The sequence below is a fragment of the Odoribacter laneus YIT 12061 genome (assembly GCF_000243215.1).
Taxonomy (GTDB): domain Bacteria; phylum Bacteroidota; class Bacteroidia; order Bacteroidales; family Marinifilaceae; genus Culturomica; species Culturomica lanea.
The window spans coordinates 294,322-310,930 of record NZ_JH594597.1; the positions used below are offsets into that span (position 1 = coordinate 294,322).

Genomic DNA, 16,609 nt, shown 5'->3' on the forward strand with positions numbered 1-16,609 from the left:
CGTTTGGTCTTCAATAGTTTCACAACTATTTACTCAACTTTCCGGGAACGCTTCATAAACAAATTCCTGTTAATCACTTTTTTACTTTTTGCCTTTTGCTGCAGCCTGGCCTGGCTTCGGTCTCTTCGTACCGTACTTCGAACGTCCTTGTTTCCTTTCAGCAACACCGGCAGCATCCAATGTTCCACGTACCAAATGATAACGTACACCCGGCAGATCCTTCACACGTCCACCACGGATCATTACGATCGAGTGTTCCTGCAAATTGTGACCTTCTCCCGGAATATAAGCATTCACTTCTTTTCCGTTGGTTAATCTCACACGAGCTACCTTTCTCATCGCTGAGTTCGGCTTTTTCGGAGTCGTCGTGTAAACACGTACACAAACCCCACGTCTCTGCGGACATGCATCCAAAGCCGGAGCCTTGCTCTTGTCCACAATTTTCGTTCTTCCTTTTCTTACTAACTGTTGAATAGTAGGCATTACAATAGTTTTAATTAGTATACTTTTATTCAAAATGGAGTGCAAATGTACAGACCTTTTTCCTAACTACCAAACAATTATGACATTTTTTTGGAAAAAAGTAAAGAGCATCAGCGAATTAAATCCCCCAAAGGGAAAAGCTGTTTTTTTTGAAAAAAAGGATTTTTCCTCTCTCAAAGCGAAAATATAACCGTAAAAAACAAAGAATTCAAAATAAAAATACAGGAAACAAATGTAATTTTGTCAGCAAAACTGCTATTTTTGCAGTATTTCATATATATTTCTAATTATTTATCCTTACTATGGAAGATTTACAAGCTATAAAGCAACGTTTTGAAATCATCGGAACCAATGAAGGATTGAACCGGGCGATCGACATCGCCCGTCAGGTAGCCCCGACTGATTTATCCGTTTTGATTACGGGCGAAAGCGGCGTCGGAAAAGAAATTTTTCCCCGTATCATTCATTTTTTCAGTAGCCGTAAGCATTCCCCTTATATTGCTGTGAATTGTGGAGCTATTCCGGAAGGCACCATTGATTCTGAATTATTCGGACATGAAAAAGGAGCTTTCACCGGAGCCTTATCGGATCGAAAAGGATATTTTGAAGTAACAGACGGAGGAACAATTTTTTTGGACGAAGTAGGAGAACTCCCCCTTTCCACCCAAGCTCGTTTACTCCGGGTACTGGAAACCGGTGAATTTATTCGGGTGGGTTCTTCCAAAGTCCAGAAAACCAATGTCAGGGTTATCGCTGCTACCAATCTGGATATTCCGCAAGCTGTTAAAAACGGAAAATTCCGGGAAGATCTTTATTACCGCTTAAATACCATACCTATATATATACCTCCTTTACGGGAAAGAAAAGAAGATATCCCGCTACTGTTCCGGAAATTTGCGGCAGACTTCGCAGAAAAATACCGGATGCCAGCCATCCGGCTTACCGAAGAAGCGATCCAGTTGCTGGAAGCTTACCGATGGCCTGGAAACATCCGGCAATTAAAAAACATTACCGAACAAATCTCCATTATCGAACAGGAAAGAACGGTAGATGCCTCCACTTTAAAAAAATATTTACCGGCAGAAAACACAGTATTACCTGTACTGACGGGCAATCACGATTCCTCGGAAAACAGTTTCGCCTCGGAAAGAGAAATTCTCTACAAGATTCTCTTCGATATGAAAAAAGACATGAACGATCTAAAACAACTCGTTTACGGGATGATCGAAAAAGAAGATCTTTCCACCGTGCCTACTCCTCCTCCCACTTCCCTGGTTATCCATCATCCCTATGAACAACCCCAAACTGATTTCTCCAATAAAACCGTCGCCAAACGTTCTGTTATAAGTCCGGAAGAACAAATTCAGGATACAGAAGCTCTGGTAGAAGAATCCTTCTCGATTGAAGAAAAAGAAAAAGAACTGATCATAAAAGCTTTGGAAAAAAACCATGGTAAACGTAAAATGGCCGCCAACGACTTGGGAATATCTGAAAGAACTCTCTACCGGAAATTAAAAGAATACAATATTGAAATTTAAAATTTCCGGAATCACATTTAACTTTCAGTTTTACAATAATTACTATCTTTGTATGTTATAAATTTATCTCTATGAAAACATTGAAAATACTGGTTTGTACTCTCGTTATCCTTCTTTTTTGCGATTCCTGTAAACTGGCCAGTGTCAAATATTCTATGACGGGAGCTTCTATTTCACCGGATGTAAAGACCTATTCCGTCGACTATTTTCCGAACCGTGCTCTATTGGTGGTTCCTTATCTGAGTACACTTTTCCGGGAAAAATTAACCGAGTACCTGCGGACAAAAACAAGTCTGAAAGAAATGACAGATAATAACGGAGATATTCGCTTTGAGGGAGAGATTGTAGGATATTATCAAAAACCTATCGACATTCAAAGGGATGAAATTGCCTCTTCGAATCGTCTTACCATAGAAATACGTGTAAAATATACGAATATCAAAGATGACAAATACGATTTCGACTCCCGGTTTTCTAATTACGAAGACTACAGTATAGATGTCGATTTCGATTCTGCAGAAGAAGGATTAATTACAAAGATCCTGGATAAAATTATTGAAGATATTTATAACAAAGCTTTAGTCAACTGGTAAAAATCAGACAGGAAACCGGGATACAATCAGGATACGCACAGATGAAAATGGATAAATGGATTGAATTCTTTTCTCATCCTGAAAAGATAAAGGAAGAGGATTTGACAGAGCTGGAAGCCCTGCTCAACCGTTATCCCTATTTCCAGGCGGCTCAAATTCTTTTTTTAAAAGTCCTTTACCTTTCGAAAAAGAATCGTTTCTCACCAGAATTAAAGCACAGAAGTATATATATCCCCAACCACAAACAATTTTACAAATATCTGAATAACTGGTCCGAGTTTAAAGAAGTTTTCGAAGCCTCCCCAGAAGGGACCGAAGAAAACACAACGGATACGATTTCTCCGGTAGAAGTACCTCTTTCTGCCGTTTCCCTTAAAAATGTCACAAGCACTTTTACTCAACCCATTGAGTTATTCGGAGAAGAAGAGAATCATGCAACTGCTCAAGTTTCCCAGCCGTCCGTTCCTGTTCCAGAGATTCATCCGCTTCCTCCTCACCCGGTAGAATCAGAAGATATTTTTCGCACTTACCGCTTAGAAGATATTTTTCCGGAAGAGGAAGCTCTTTCACTGGGAGAACTCGCCGGAGAACTGAAAAAGAAGAAAAAAACAGAAGAAGCCCCCCTTCCTTCCCCTCAGGACAAAACCTCAAAAACAGCCCTGATCGATAAATTCATATTAGAACAACCCACTATCCCCAAGGGACAATTAGATATGGTAGACAATCGGGATCTATCGGAAGAGAGCGACCAGGAAAACGACGATCTTTTTTCAGAAACACTGGCTAAAATCTACATCAAACAGAAGTTATACGAAAAGGCGATTACAACTTATATAAAATTAAGTTTGAAATATCCGGAAAAAAGTGTTTACTTTGCAAACCGAATTGAAAAAATTAAAGATCAAATCAATAATAACGAGTAACTATGTATACTGCAATCTCAGTTTTAATTGTAATTATCTGTATTCTACTGATATTAATTGTGCTGGTGCAAAATTCGAAAGGCGGAGGATTGGCTTCATCATTTGCAGCTTCTAACCAAATTATGGGTGTGAGAAAAACAACAGATTTTCTGGAAAAAGCTACTTGGACATTGGCAGGCGCTATGTTATTATTATGTGTTATTGCTGCTTTAGCTATTCCCAGAGGGGAAATCGGCGGAAAATCGGCTATACAAGAACAAGTGCAAAAAGCACCCTCCAATCAGGTAATACCTCCTTTTACCACTCAACCACAAGGAGACCAGACACCAACAGGTAACGAAACCACACCGGCTGAAAATACACAAGAGTAAGTTCAAGTCGTGTCCTTTATAAAAAATGTCAGTATGTCAGTCATACTGACATTTTTTTGTCCTCCTGTCATTTAATAAATTTTCTGTAAAAAAGTATTATTCCGTTTCTTTTTATTTCATTTTCAATGATTTATCTTTTAACAACTTTTCTTTAAAAGAAAATAACTGCTTTTTGGCACAAAAAATGATAAAGGTGAAAGATGAAACATTACTGCGGGCGTTCCCGTTGTAACATTGCAGGATAAATGAAATTAATATATTATAAACTTTAAAAATTTTAAGATTATGGCACTCAAAACCGTTCTTAACAAAGTAATTGTTGAACCTGTAGAAGCAGAAACAAAAACTGCTAGTGGGATTATTATTCCGGATTCTGCTAAAGAAAAACCTCAGAAAGGAGTTGTAATTGCAACTGGTAAAGGTAAAAATGATGAACCGATGGAAATAAAAGCCGGTGATACCGTTTTATTCGGGAAATATTCCGGAACGGAAATCCATATCGACGACAAAAAATATTTAGTTATGAACCAATCCGATATTTTGGTTGTTCTTTAATTCAAGGTCCATACAAAAAAGACCCTTAAAAATTAAAACATTAAAAATAAAAACATTATGGCAAAAGAAATAAAATTCAATATTGAAGCTCGTGACCTGTTGAAGAAAGGTGTAGATGAACTGGCTAATGCAGTGAAAGTAACGCTTGGTCCGAAAGGCCGGAATGTAGTCATTGAAAAGAAATTCGGTGCCCCTCAGATTACCAAAGACGGGGTGACAGTAGCAAAAGAAATTGAATTATCTGATCCTTATGCAAATATCGGTGCCCAGATGGTGAAAGAAGTAGCCTCTAAAACCGGAGATGATGCAGGAGACGGAACCACCACTGCAACTGTTTTAGCGCAATCTATTATTAATGTAGGTTTGAAGAATGTAACTGCCGGCGCCAATCCGATGGAATTAAAGAGAGGTATTGACAAAGCCGTCGCTGCCGTTGTGAAGAGCCTGGAAGAACAAAAAGAAGAAGTAGGTGACAACTATGATAAAATACGTCAGGTAGGCCGTATTTCTGCCAATGGAGACGACACTATCGGGAATCTGATTGCTGAGGCTATGGAAAAAGTGAAGAAAGAAGGAGTGATTACCGTAGAAGAAGCCAAAGGCATGGAAACCGAAGTGAAAGTGGTAGAAGGTATGCAATTTGACCGGGGATACATTTCTCCCTACTTTGTCACCGACAGTGACAAAATGGTGGCAGAATTTGAGAATCCTTACATCTTACTTTACGACAAAAAAGTAAGTACGATGAAAGAATTACTGCCGATTCTGGAGCCGGTAGCTCAAGCCGGACGTGCCTTGATAATCGTTGCAGAAGACGTGGAAAGTGAAGCTTTAGCGACTTTGGTTGTAAATCGTCTGAGAGGTTCTTTGAAAATCGCCGCTGTAAAAGCTCCGGGTTTTGGAGACCGCCGGAAAGAAATGCTCGAAGATATCGCTATCCTGACAGGTGGTGTCGTCATTTCAGAAGAGAAAGGCTTGAAACTGGAAACCGCTACTGTTGAAATGTTAGGTAGAGCCGAAAAAGTAACAATTGATAAGGAAAACACTACTATTGTACACGGATTAGGCGACAAACAAGCTATTGCAGACCGGATTTCTCAAATCAAAAAATTGATTGAAAAATCGACTTCCGACTACGACAAAGAAAAATTACAGGAAAGACTTGCTAAATTGGCAGGGGGAGTAGCAGTATTGTATGTCGGTGCCGCTTCTGAAGTCGAAATGAAAGAAAAGAAAGACCGTGTAGACGATGCTTTAAGTGCTACGAGAGCTGCTATCGAGGAAGGTATTGTTGCCGGAGGCGGTGTTGCTTACATCCGGGCTCAGGCCGCTTTAGAAAACCTGAAAGGAGAAACAGAGGACGAAACGACAGGTATCGAAATTATCAAACGGGCCATCGAAGAGCCTTTGCGCCAGATTGCCTACAACGCCGGAGTAGAAGGGGCTGTTGTCGTAAATAAAGTACGGGAAGGGAAAGGAGATTTCGGTTACAATGCCCGGAAAGACATATACGAAGACCTGAAAAAGGCTGGAGTCATCGATCCGAAAAAAGTGACCCGTGTTGCTTTGGAAAATGCAGCTTCTATCGCCGGTATGTTCCTGACCACCGAGTGCGTATTAGTAGAAGAGAAAAAAGAAGAACCCGCTGCTCCTGCCATGGGCGGTGGCATGCCGGGGATGATGTAATCCTTTTCTCTCATTTTATAAAAGCCCCTCAAAAAGGGGCTTTTTTATTAGCTGATTTCTATCTTTCTTTACCGCTTTTTTATTTCAGTCACTTTTTCAAGTATTTTAATTTTCTACCCCATTTAAATATCGTAATATTTTCGTTTTTAAAGGGAGTTTTTTACTTTTACACTCGCAAATTTTAATTCGTTAACAAATACAACATGGATTACGGAATTTTCGATTTCCTGAAACTAATCGGTTCTTTGGGAGTTTTCTTGTACGGCATGAAATTAATGAGTGAGGCCTTACAGAAAGTAGCGGGAGATAAAATGCGGCATATTTTAGCAGCCATGACTTCCAACCGGGTGAAGGGAGTAATCACAGGTCTTCTTATCACCACTATCATCCAAAGTTCTTCCGCAACCACCGTAATGGTCGTCAGCTTCGTAAATGCCGGACTGTTAAATCTGGTAGAATCCATTGGAGTCATTATGGGGTCGAACGTAGGAACAACCGTCACGGCTTGGTTGATTTCTATTCTCGGTTTCAAGATAAGTATGGCGGAAGTTTCATTGCCCCTCATCGGTCTTTGTCTTCCGCTTTTATTTTCGAATAAACGTTCCCGTAAAAGCTGGGGAGAGTTGATTATCGGCTTCGGATTATTATTCATCGGTTTGGAATTTTTGAAAAACTCCATGCCCAATCTGAATGAAAATCCGGAAATCTTCACTTTTCTGCAAAACTATACCGATATGGGCTACGGTTCCTATATCCTGTTCATGCTTATCGGAACTGCTCTTACGATCCTGATACAATCCTCTTCAGCCACTATGGCCCTCACACTGGTCATGTGTGCAAACGGCTGGATCAGCTATGATATTGCCGCTTCCATGGTTTTAGGGGAAAATATCGGAACCACAATCACAGCCAATCTAGCCGCTATGGTCGCCAACACAACCGCTAAAAGAGCGGCCTTCGCCCATTTTCTGTTCAATGTATTTGGCGTGACATGGGTATTGGCTATCTTCCCGGTATTTTTGAAATGGATAGAAGAACTCAGCGTATTCGTGGGTATCGGAGATCCTTCTACCAATATAGAAGCAGTGCCCATGTCGCTCTCTTTATTTCATACCGTTTTCAACGTTTCCAACGTATTATTGCTCATTTGGTTTACAAAACTGATTGCCCGTTTAGTGACCAAAATTATTCCTACCCGGGAAAGCAACGAAGATGTATTCAAATTAAAACATATCAAAATCGGCCTACTTTCTACTCCCGATGCTTCGTTGTTTCAGGCCAAACAGGAAATTGCCTTATACGGTAAAAATACGCGGGATATGTTCCAGCAAGTAGCAGCCTCTCTGAATATGACGTCCAAGGATTTCGAAAAACAATTTGACAAATTGGTCAAACTGGAAGACGAAAGTGATAAAATTGAAGTCGAAATTGCAGATTATCTGACAAAAGTATCCGAATCCAAATTATCCACTGAAAACTCCCAACGGATCCGGGCCATGTTTAAAATAGTATCAGAAATCGAAAGCATTGCAGATTCCTCCCTCAACGTAGCGAAAGCAATGCTTCGTAAAATAGAACAAAATCAGACGTTTACGGAAGATCTGAATCACAAACTAAAAAGTATGTTTGCTTTGGTAGACGAGACTCTAGGAGTAATGTGCGACAATCTGACCATGGAGTATAAAGAAGTGAATGCGAAAAAAGCCTACGAACTGGAACACGCCATCAATGATTACCGTACCATTCTGAAGCAAGAACACCTCATCGCTATCGAAGAAAAACGGTATAATTATCCTACCGGAATTTTATATACAGATATGTTTTCTGAATGCGAAAAGATAGGAGATTATGCGATTAATGTGACCCAGGCGATTAAAGAAATCGGAACAGATAACTAAAGACAACCCATTCAGAGATTCCGTATTCAGACACAGCCCTTCTCCGCCTTCTGTATAACCTGTCGGTCGGGACAGAAAAACTCAGAGGAAAGAATAAAATTTCCGGCGAATGGATAGTAACCGATACGGAGTCCTTCTTCAATCAACCGGATAGTAAAATGATTAAAATACAGATAATATGGCACAGGAAGATATTTTCAAAAAATTAGTAGCACATTGTAAGGAATACGGTTATGTATTCCCTTCCTCCGATATATACGACGGTCTGGGAGCTGTATATGATTATGGGCAAAATGGAGTTGAACTCAAAAATAACATAAAAAAATATTGGTGGGAATCCATGGTACGTTTGCATGAAAATATTGTAGGCATTGACTCTGCTATTTTTATGCATCCGACGATCTGGAAAGCTTCCGGACATGTGGATGCCTTTAACGATCCGCTTATCGATAACAAAGATTCCAAAAAAAGATACAGGGCAGATGTGCTGATAGAAGATCATATTGCCAAATACGATGAAAAAATAGAAAAAGATGTGGAGAAAGCCCGGAAACGCTTCGGAGATAAGTTCGACGAAACTTTATTCCGGCAAACCAATCCACAGATTTTGGCTCATCTCGAAAAGCGCGAAGCTTTGCGGGAAAGTATGGCCAAGGCCCTGAATGCAAATGATCTGACAGCATTAAGGCAAATCATTATCGACAACAATATTGTATGTCCCATTTCCGGTACAGCCAATTGGACTGAAGTACGTCAATTCAATCTGATGTTTTCCACCGAAATGGGCTCAACGGCAGAAGGCACAAGCAAAATTTACCTGCGTCCTGAAACAGCTCAGGGTATTTTTGTCAATTTCTTAAACGTGCAAAAAACCGGCCGTATGAAGATTCCGTTTGGGATTGCACAAATCGGAAAAGCTTTCCGGAATGAAATTGTCGCCCGGCAATTTATCTTCCGGATGCGGGAATTCGAACAAATGGAAATGCAATTTTTTGTACGTCCCGGTACGGAACTCGAATGGTTTAAAAAATGGAGGGAAACCCGTATGAAATGGCATCAGTTACTGGGCTTCGGAGCACAAAATTACCGTTTTCACGATCATGAAAAGTTAGCCCATTATGCAAATGCCGCCACCGATATCGAATACAAATTTCCTTTCGGATTCAAAGAAGTAGAAGGCATACATTCGCGTACCGATTTCGATTTATCCCAACACCAAAAATACTCCGGCAAGAAATTGCAGTATTTCGATACAGAGCTAAACGAATCTTACGTTCCGTATGTAATCGAAACTTCCATTGGAGTGGACCGTATGTTTCTGCAAATTATTTCTGCAGCTTACTGCGAGGAGGATCTGAGCAAAGACGGTAAACAAGATTCCCGCGTCGTTCTCAAATTACCGGCAGCATTGGCTCCGGTCAAAATGGCCGTCATGCCTTTGGTAAAAAAAGATGGCCTTCCCGAAAAAGCACAAGAAATTATGGATTTGCTCAAATATGATTTCAATTGCCAGTATGACGAAAAAGATTCCATCGGGAAACGCTACCGCCGGCAAGATGCCATTGGAACTCCGTTTTGCATCACGGTAGATCACCAAACGCTACAAGACAATGCCGTTACCATACGTCATCGGGATACGATGGAACAAGAACGTATTCCCATTGCCCAATTGTACGACATCTTAAAAGAAAAAACAGATTTAGGAAATCTGCTCCGACAAATCGGTAAATAAAAACAGGTTTCGAAAAGTCCTTTTAAAGGAACAATGTCCCATATTGGAAGCAGAACTTCCGGTTTCTCTGATAAATGCACTTTCGGTTCTGATGCATTAACTTTCATCCGGAATCCCGTTCGTTTACCAAGGGAATAGTTTTCGGCTGAATATCCGGATATTTCCCTATAAGGACTTTTCGAAATTCTGATTTCGTACCTCTTCATCCCTTTCAACTTTTTCTATTCCTGTCCGTATATAGCTTGTAATGAAAATAAAAACGATTAATTGTACAAGCTATGAAAAAAATTTCCACACTTGTTGGGCTCACTTGTCTTCTTTCCATTTTCGGCATAGGGCTGAAAGCACAGAAAGTACAGGTAGCGTCGATATCTGAAAAAAAGGATTTGCACAATTTCTATACCATAATGAAAGAAGCATTTCCTTTAGCTTACAACGACCCGACCGCCCCGCGTTTCATCTTTTTTGACAACGACCGACGTTTTGTATTCGGAGTAGGAGGATATGTACAAGTAAACGGAGTTTATGACTTCAACGGCGTAGAAAGCTACGACTTCTTTACTACCTCTACAATCGCCCCGAAAGGCCATCAACCGGGCAGCAGCTACGGCATCACAGTAAACCAATCCCGTCTGTTCTTTAAATTAGTCGGTGACACAGATGTAGGACGGTTAGTTTCTTATATTGAGATGGAATTCCAAGGTCCCGACAATACTCCCCGTCTCAATCAGGCTTTTGTACAATTTAAAGGTTTTTTGATCGGAAAAGCATGGAGTACATTTTGTGATATGCCGGCTGTCCCGACCACTATCGATGAGGAAGGACCTTCCAGCGGTATCGAAGTCAGACAACCCCAAATCAGATATACCTATCAATTCAACAAAAACTGGCAGGCTTCTCTGGCTTTGGAATATGACATTCCGGACTATACCAACCAAACGGATAACTATACAGCCAAAATACGGCAAAGAATCCCGGATATTCCTCTGGTTGCCAAATATTCCTTTAACAATGGAGGGCATTTACAAGCCGGTGCAATCCTCCGGAATATCTATTACAAAGACAACCTGACCGATAAAGACAAAATTGTTACCGGCTGGGGAACCACTCTTAGCGGGGATATTTACTTCACCAAAACAACCAGCTTTATGTTCCAAGGGGTTTATGGAAAAGCGATTGCCAACTACATCCAGGATATCAGCGCCTTGGGATATGACCTGATACCCAACCCCGACAAAAGCGGACGTTTAAAAGCTTCCTCCATGTGGGGATTTTTCGGCGCTATCCAACAGAACTGGCGTCCGAACTTATATTCTACCGTTGTTTACAGTTATGCCCGGATGGAAAACATCGGCAGTATGGCCCGTACGAATTACAAATTTGCCCAATATGCCGCTGCCAATCTGTTATGGAATTTTACGGAATACGGCACAACAGGGATAGAATATGTATTTGGAAGACGGAATAATTTTGACAAAAGTTATGGAAACGCCAACCGGATCAATATGATGGTACAATACCGATTCTAACAGCATTTTTGAAGTTGGAAAATAAAGATTGCTCATCCCACTAAAAGAAAAACCTCCGATTTTTCATTTATTTCAACATATCAATTGAAATCTTTTGAAACCGGAGGTTTTTTAATTCCCTTCCTAAACGGAACCGGAATCTATTTAAATTCACCCCACATAATGACATTGTTATCTTCTTCGCTTAATCCGGCTAATAAATTATCTATTTTCCGGAGCACCTCGGGCTTCAAGTCTTTTTTCTGCCTTATGTTTTCCAATTCCTCTTTCAAAACTATTGCCGGATAATTCTGAACAAATATTCCATTAACCAAATCGGATACGCTGACCTTCAACCCTCCCCAAAAATCATTTTCTACACGGAAATAACGGGCTGTTCCCCTCTCCTTATCCACTGCTATATATTTGTAATTATCCGTTACCATACCTCCTTTATAAGGAACGGCTTCCATTGTTTCCACATAATAATAATGAGAAAATTCCCCCAAGGAATGCATCGGTACCGCTGCAGTGCCAAAATCAACCGTAAAAGCCGGAATTAAACGATTATCTGTCATATTATAATAATATAAGGTATCCTGTTCGGGATGGAAAAACTGAAAAATATAAACCCCAAACTGATTATTTTGATAATTTCCGTATATTTCATTACTGTAATCCGGGGGAATTGCATAATTCTCCAGAGGTATTCCTCCCACTAATTTTCCCTCGAGTGTTTGCTGGAAAACAAAATATCCCTGCATCCCCTTAAAAGGAAGGGCTGCCGCAACCAACTTATCTTCCCGGACAAAAAACTTCCCTTTAGGCAAACCCGTAACCAACCGTACGGGTTCCAAAGCATTCCCCTCAAAATCAAACCGTAAAAGCCTACGGGTTTGCCAAGGTAAAAGATAAATCCGGTCGTTTTTTTCATCCAGTTGCATACAGTATAAATTCAGATATTCACCTGGTCCCCGGCCGATCTGTCCGATATTACGTAAAAATTTACCCCGCTTATCATATAACTTAAAAGGCTCCGACCCCCAAGGTTTAATCCCGATATAATTTTCAGAAATTACCACTTCTCCTCCTCCGATCAATGCCTCCTTGGCTGTATCCAGCTTCACAATATGCACCTCTTTTACCAACTCACTTAAAGGGATAACAACCGAATCTTTTACTTCATGATGCACACAAACATACAATTTATCTCCCTGCTGATCTATTTTCCGAACACCTTTGTCGGAAAAGGTACAGTGACTTAGCAATATCGTACCCGATATAGCTCCCCAAATACAAATAGCAATCTTTTTCATAAGCTTGATTTTTAATAAAAACAAACTTACAAAAATAAACTAAATTTATAGTTATATATTCCCTTTTAATTGATCTTTTTCCAGAAAGTGCTGAGCCGTTATTTTATCTTTTTGTAATTGTAACCGCAATTCATCAATTGTATCGAATTTATGTTCGCCTCTTATCCGGGAAAGCAACTGGACTTTCATCTCTTTCCCGTAGAGATCTCCTTCAAAATCAAAAATATTCACTTCCAGGCGGATGATACCGGTTTGACTGACGGTTGGGCGGACTCCTACATTCAACATCCCATAATACACTTTTTCTTCCCACAAAACTCTTACTACATAACCTCCTACAGCCGGTAACAGTTTTCTCTCATCGTCTATTTTCAAATTAGCAGTAGGAAATCCGATCATCTTCTTCCCTATTTTATCTCCATGTACAACTGTTCCGGAAATAGTATAATCATAACCCAAAAATTCTTTCACTTTAGCGATATCACCCAGTTCCAAGGCCGTTCGTATTTTAGTCGAACTGATATTCACCTGATCGCAGGTATATACATTTTCCTGTTCGATATAAAAATGGTATTTCTCTGCTAATTCCTTCAAGGTGTCAAAATTTCCTTTTCTGTCCTTCCCGAAACGATGATCATAACCTACAACCAGTCCTTTTATTCCCATTCTGTCGACCAGAATATGTTTGACAAAATCGGAATAAGTATGCCCGGCCAATTCCTCGGTAAATTTTAATACAATCAAATGGTCTATTCCATAAAAAGAAAGAATTTGGATTTTTTCTTTCAAAGTCGTCAATATTCCCGGTCTTTTTTCCAAAGGATACAACACTTCCCGGGGATGGGGGTCAAAAGTAATAATGACTGTTTCCCCTTCCAGTTTTTCAGCGCATCGTTTCAATCCGTCTATTACTTGCCGATGTCCTTTGTGTACTCCGTCAAAACTTCCCATCGTGACCACAGGATTCACGATATGTATAGGAGCTAATCCGTAATGAACTTTCATCTATCAATAGTTTTTACAAAAATATAAAATAGTCGGCAGTTCACAAGTTAACTCTTTCTTCTATTTTAAGACTTTATACAGAAAAAGGACTACCTGAAAATCCAGATAGTCCCCTTCTTCATCCATTTTACAAAAGACTCAATTTATAATGCTGTTTATCCGCACTTAGAAGTTCCACAAGTCTTACAAATCAGACATCCTTCCTGATAAACAACAGGAGAACCGCAATTTTCACAGACCTCTCCGGCTGCTTCTGTCCCGTCAGGAACGTACTTTTTCAAAGCCCGTTCCACTCCATTTTTCCAGGTATTAATATTTTCACTATCGAATTCCATCGTACCGATTAAACCGATGATCTGATGAATCGGCATTCCATAACGCAACACCCCGGAAATCAATTTGGCATAATTCCAATATTCTTTATTGAATTTATAAGAAAGCCCTTCTACCGTTGTCTTAAAACCTCTTTTATTGGAAAACTGGAAGTCGTAACGGGAATTCCCCTCTTCATCATAATGTTTTACAATCTTTCCGGATACTACGGATTTGGGAAGCATAATTCCTTCTTCATCGTCTGCAATACCGGTAAAAATTTCATAAGGCCGTCCCTGGTATAAACCAACAAAAGCAATCCATTTTTCCTTATTATTTTGGAAGCGGACAACTTCAGCATCCAGTTCCATCGGACGTTTGGAAGGCATAGAGAATTGTTCCGGTCCTTTTTTCTCTTTGGCTGAAATTAATACACCAGCCCTAGATCCATCCCGATATACGGTACAACCTTTACAGCCACTTTTCCAAGCTTCAACATACAACTGTCCAACCAGCTCTTCCGTTACGTCTGAAGGCAGATTAACGGTTACACTGATCGAATGATCCACCCATTTCTGAATCATTCCCTGCATTCTCACCTTGGCCACCCAGTCGATATCATTCGAAGTAGCTTTATAATAAGGAGATTTTGCCACCAGCTCGTCTATTTCTTCATCGGAATAATGTTTATTGATATCGAATCCTTTCACCTTCATCCATTCAGCAAACTTATGGTGAAAAACGATAAATTCCTCATAACTGTCGCCGGACTCATCCACAAAATCCACCCGAACATTCTGATCCCCCGGATTTACCTTTCTTCTTCGTTTATAAACCGGCATAAAAACAGGTTCAATACCCGATGTTGTCTGGGTCATTAAACTGGTAGTGCCGGTAGGAGCAATTGTCAGGCAGGCAATATTCCGGCGGCCATACCGCAACATTTCTTCATACATTTCCGGATCCGCTTCTTTTAGCCGCAAAATATAAGGATTATTCTCTTCCCGTTTGGCGTCAAAAATTTTAAAACTTCCTCTGTCTTTAGCTAAATGTACGGAAGAGCGATAAGCTTCTACCGCCAAAGTTTTTTGAATTTTCACGGCAAAATCAGTGGCTTCTTCACTTCCGTAACGATACCCTAAAGCAGCCAGCATATCTCCTTCCGCAGTAATTCCAACCCCCGTACGACGGCCTTCCTTGGCTTTTCTCCGGATTTTCTGCCACAGACGGATTTCCACCCCTTTGATCTCCTCATCTTCGGGGTCTGCATCAATTTTATCTAAAATAGTGTCGATCTTTTCTAATTCCAGATCGATAATATCATCCATGATTCGCTGGGCAATAGCAACATGTGTTTTAAATAACTCAAAGTCAAAACGAGCCTTATCCGTAAAAGGATCCAACACATAGGAATACAGATTAATAGCCAATAAACGACAAGAATCGTAGGGACATAAGGGAATTTCCCCGCAGGGATTGGTTGAAACGGTACGATATCCTAAATCGGCATAGCAATCGGGTACGCTTTCCCGGATAATCGTATCCCAGAAAAGAATTCCCGGTTCAGCCGATTTCCAGGCATTGTGTACAATTTTATTCCACAATTGACGGGCATTAATCTCTTTTACATTCTTAGGGTTTTCTGAATAAACCGGATAGCTTTGAACATAGGATTTATCCTCTACAACAGCTTGCATAAATGCATCGTCAATCTTCACCGAGACATTGGCTCCCGTCACTTTTCCTTCCGTCATCTTCGCATCAATAAAGCTCTCTGAATCCGGATGATTGATGGATACACTCAACATCAAAGCTCCGCGACGCCCATCCTGAGCTACTTCCCGAGTAGAATTGGAATAACGCTCCATAAAAGGTACAATACCCGTCGACGTCAAAGCGGAATTCTTTACAGGAGATCCTTTCGGACGAATATGAGAAAGATCATGCCCTACTCCTCCCCGCCGTTTCATCAGCTGTACCTGTTCCTGATCTATTTTCATTACTCCTCCATAAGAATCGGAAGGACCATCGTGACCAATTACAAAACAATTCGACAAAGAGGCAATCTGAAAATCATTCCCTATACCCGTCATCGGTCCTCCCTGAGGAACAATGTATTTAAAATCCCTTAAAACTTCGAATATTTCATCCTCCGTCAGGGGATTTGCATACGTCTTCTCTATACGGGATATCTCTTTTGCTAAACGTCTATGCATATCATTCGGATTTTTTTCAAAAATATTTCCGAAAGAATCCTTCAACGCATATTTATTTACCCATACGCGTGCTGCCAGTTCGTCCCCTTTGAAATAGTCCAGAGAACTCTTAAACGCTTCTTCTTGAGTATAAGTCTTTTTTTTAGTTGCCACCTGCTCGTTCATGGTCGTATATTTAATAATATTTTTAGTTATAGCCTATGGAACAAAGGTATAAAAAGTTCTATTTCGTATAATAAAATAACGATATTTTTTTTGAAAGTTTTCTATTATTTTTTATAAGTATTTATTAATCATGAATATAACATTTTTTAACTACAAAAAAGTTTTCCAAAAAAATATTTGGCATTTAAAAGTAAAACAAAAAAAATGGAATTCTTTATATACAGCAGTAAATATCCTATTCGTTGCAGATCAAGTCATTTGTCCTTATTCTTTGCAACTTTAGGTAAACAAAAAGTAAATAAAAGAGG

Annotated in this window: 13 protein-coding genes; 9 read left to right on the forward strand and 4 right to left on the reverse strand. The window is 40.0% G+C overall.

All coding sequences use genetic code 11. The annotated features are described in order from the left end of the window. Positions 1–81 precede the first annotated feature (81 nt). Positions 82–483 (reverse strand): 30S ribosomal protein S12, encoded by a 402-nt coding sequence (rpsL, locus tag HMPREF9449_RS13600; RefSeq protein ID WP_009137843.1) that lies wholly within the window; start codon positions 481–483, stop codon positions 82–84. 302 nt (positions 484–785) lie between these two features. On the opposite strand from rpsL, the gene HMPREF9449_RS13605 reads away from it, so the two are divergent. The 9 genes from HMPREF9449_RS13605 (at position 786) to HMPREF9449_RS13645 (ending at position 11,308) form a co-directional block, all read left to right on the forward strand. Beyond that, entirely contained in the window at positions 786–2,021 is a 1,236-nt protein-coding gene (locus HMPREF9449_RS13605) for a sigma-54 interaction domain-containing protein (protein WP_009137844.1), read from the forward strand. Between the two features lie 71 nt (positions 2,022–2,092). Continuing rightward, complete coding sequence (locus tag HMPREF9449_RS13610) at positions 2,093–2,614, forward strand: LptE family protein (RefSeq protein WP_009137845.1); 522 nt, start codon at positions 2,093–2,095, stop codon at positions 2,612–2,614. A gap of 47 nt (positions 2,615–2,661) precedes the next feature. Further along, entirely contained in the window at positions 2,662–3,537 is an 876-nt protein-coding gene (locus tag HMPREF9449_RS15990; protein ID WP_187118604.1) for a hypothetical protein, read from the forward strand. Between the two features lie 2 nt (positions 3,538–3,539). After that, entirely contained in the window at positions 3,540–3,908 is a 369-nt protein-coding gene (gene secG, locus HMPREF9449_RS13620) for a preprotein translocase subunit SecG (protein ID WP_009137847.1), read from the forward strand. Positions 3,909–4,193: 285 nt separating this feature from the next. Beyond that, positions 4,194–4,463, forward strand: coding sequence for a co-chaperone GroES (locus HMPREF9449_RS13625; protein ID WP_009137848.1), 270 nt, complete (start codon positions 4,194–4,196; stop codon positions 4,461–4,463). A gap of 57 nt (positions 4,464–4,520) precedes the next feature. After that, positions 4,521–6,149 carry a chaperonin GroEL gene (groL, locus tag HMPREF9449_RS13630; protein WP_009137849.1) on the forward strand — a complete coding sequence of 543 codons (1,629 nt, stop codon included), beginning with the start codon at positions 4,521–4,523 and terminating at the stop codon, positions 6,147–6,149. A 203-nt stretch (positions 6,150–6,352) separates the two neighbouring features. Next, the gene (locus tag HMPREF9449_RS13635; protein ID WP_009137850.1) at positions 6,353–8,047 is read left to right on the forward strand and encodes a Na/Pi cotransporter family protein; all 1,695 of its coding nucleotides are present in this window, start codon (positions 6,353–6,355) and stop codon (positions 8,045–8,047) included. A gap of 178 nt (positions 8,048–8,225) precedes the next feature. Further along, positions 8,226–9,779, forward strand: coding sequence for a glycine--tRNA ligase (locus HMPREF9449_RS13640; protein WP_009137851.1), 1,554 nt, complete (start codon positions 8,226–8,228; stop codon positions 9,777–9,779). A gap of 278 nt (positions 9,780–10,057) precedes the next feature. Then, entirely contained in the window at positions 10,058–11,308 is a 1,251-nt protein-coding gene (locus HMPREF9449_RS13645) for a DcaP family trimeric outer membrane transporter (protein WP_009137852.1), read from the forward strand. A gap of 140 nt (positions 11,309–11,448) precedes the next feature. On the opposite strand, the gene HMPREF9449_RS13650 is transcribed toward HMPREF9449_RS13645, so the two are convergent. The 3 genes from HMPREF9449_RS13650 to HMPREF9449_RS13660 form a co-directional block, all read right to left on the reverse strand. Next, positions 11,449–12,603, reverse strand: a complete 1,155-nt coding sequence (locus HMPREF9449_RS13650) for a 6-bladed beta-propeller (protein ID WP_009137853.1) — start codon at positions 12,601–12,603, stop codon at positions 11,449–11,451. A 51-nt stretch (positions 12,604–12,654) separates the two neighbouring features. Next, positions 12,655–13,608: a bifunctional riboflavin kinase/FAD synthetase gene (locus HMPREF9449_RS13655; protein WP_009137854.1), complete on the reverse strand. Its 954-nt coding sequence runs from the start codon at positions 13,606–13,608 to the stop codon at positions 12,655–12,657. A gap of 155 nt (positions 13,609–13,763) precedes the next feature. Continuing rightward, complete coding sequence (locus HMPREF9449_RS13660) at positions 13,764–16,301, reverse strand: adenosylcobalamin-dependent ribonucleoside-diphosphate reductase (RefSeq protein ID WP_009137855.1); 2,538 nt, start codon at positions 16,299–16,301, stop codon at positions 13,764–13,766. Positions 16,302–16,609: the final 308 nt, after the last annotated feature.

Coding starts and splice junctions, on each gene's coding strand:
- rpsL (WP_009137843.1), bottom strand. CDS start 483: ATGCCTACTATTCAACAGTTAGTAAGAAAAGGAAGAACGAAAATTGTG.
- HMPREF9449_RS13605 (WP_009137844.1), top strand. CDS start 786: ATGGAAGATTTACAAGCTATAAAGCAACGTTTTGAAATCATCGGAACC.
- HMPREF9449_RS13610 (WP_009137845.1), top strand. CDS start 2,093: ATGAAAACATTGAAAATACTGGTTTGTACTCTCGTTATCCTTCTTTTT.
- HMPREF9449_RS15990 (WP_187118604.1), top strand. CDS start 2,662: ATGGATAAATGGATTGAATTCTTTTCTCATCCTGAAAAGATAAAGGAA.
- secG (WP_009137847.1), top strand. CDS start 3,540: ATGTATACTGCAATCTCAGTTTTAATTGTAATTATCTGTATTCTACTG.
- HMPREF9449_RS13625 (WP_009137848.1), top strand. CDS start 4,194: ATGGCACTCAAAACCGTTCTTAACAAAGTAATTGTTGAACCTGTAGAA.
- groL (WP_009137849.1), top strand. CDS start 4,521: ATGGCAAAAGAAATAAAATTCAATATTGAAGCTCGTGACCTGTTGAAG.
- HMPREF9449_RS13635 (WP_009137850.1), top strand. CDS start 6,353: ATGGATTACGGAATTTTCGATTTCCTGAAACTAATCGGTTCTTTGGGA.
- HMPREF9449_RS13640 (WP_009137851.1), top strand. CDS start 8,226: ATGGCACAGGAAGATATTTTCAAAAAATTAGTAGCACATTGTAAGGAA.
- HMPREF9449_RS13645 (WP_009137852.1), top strand. CDS start 10,058: ATGAAAAAAATTTCCACACTTGTTGGGCTCACTTGTCTTCTTTCCATT.
- HMPREF9449_RS13650 (WP_009137853.1), bottom strand. CDS start 12,603: ATGAAAAAGATTGCTATTTGTATTTGGGGAGCTATATCGGGTACGATA.
- HMPREF9449_RS13655 (WP_009137854.1), bottom strand. CDS start 13,608: ATGAAAGTTCATTACGGATTAGCTCCTATACATATCGTGAATCCTGTG.
- HMPREF9449_RS13660 (WP_009137855.1), bottom strand. CDS start 16,301: ATGAACGAGCAGGTGGCAACTAAAAAAAAGACTTATACTCAAGAAGAA.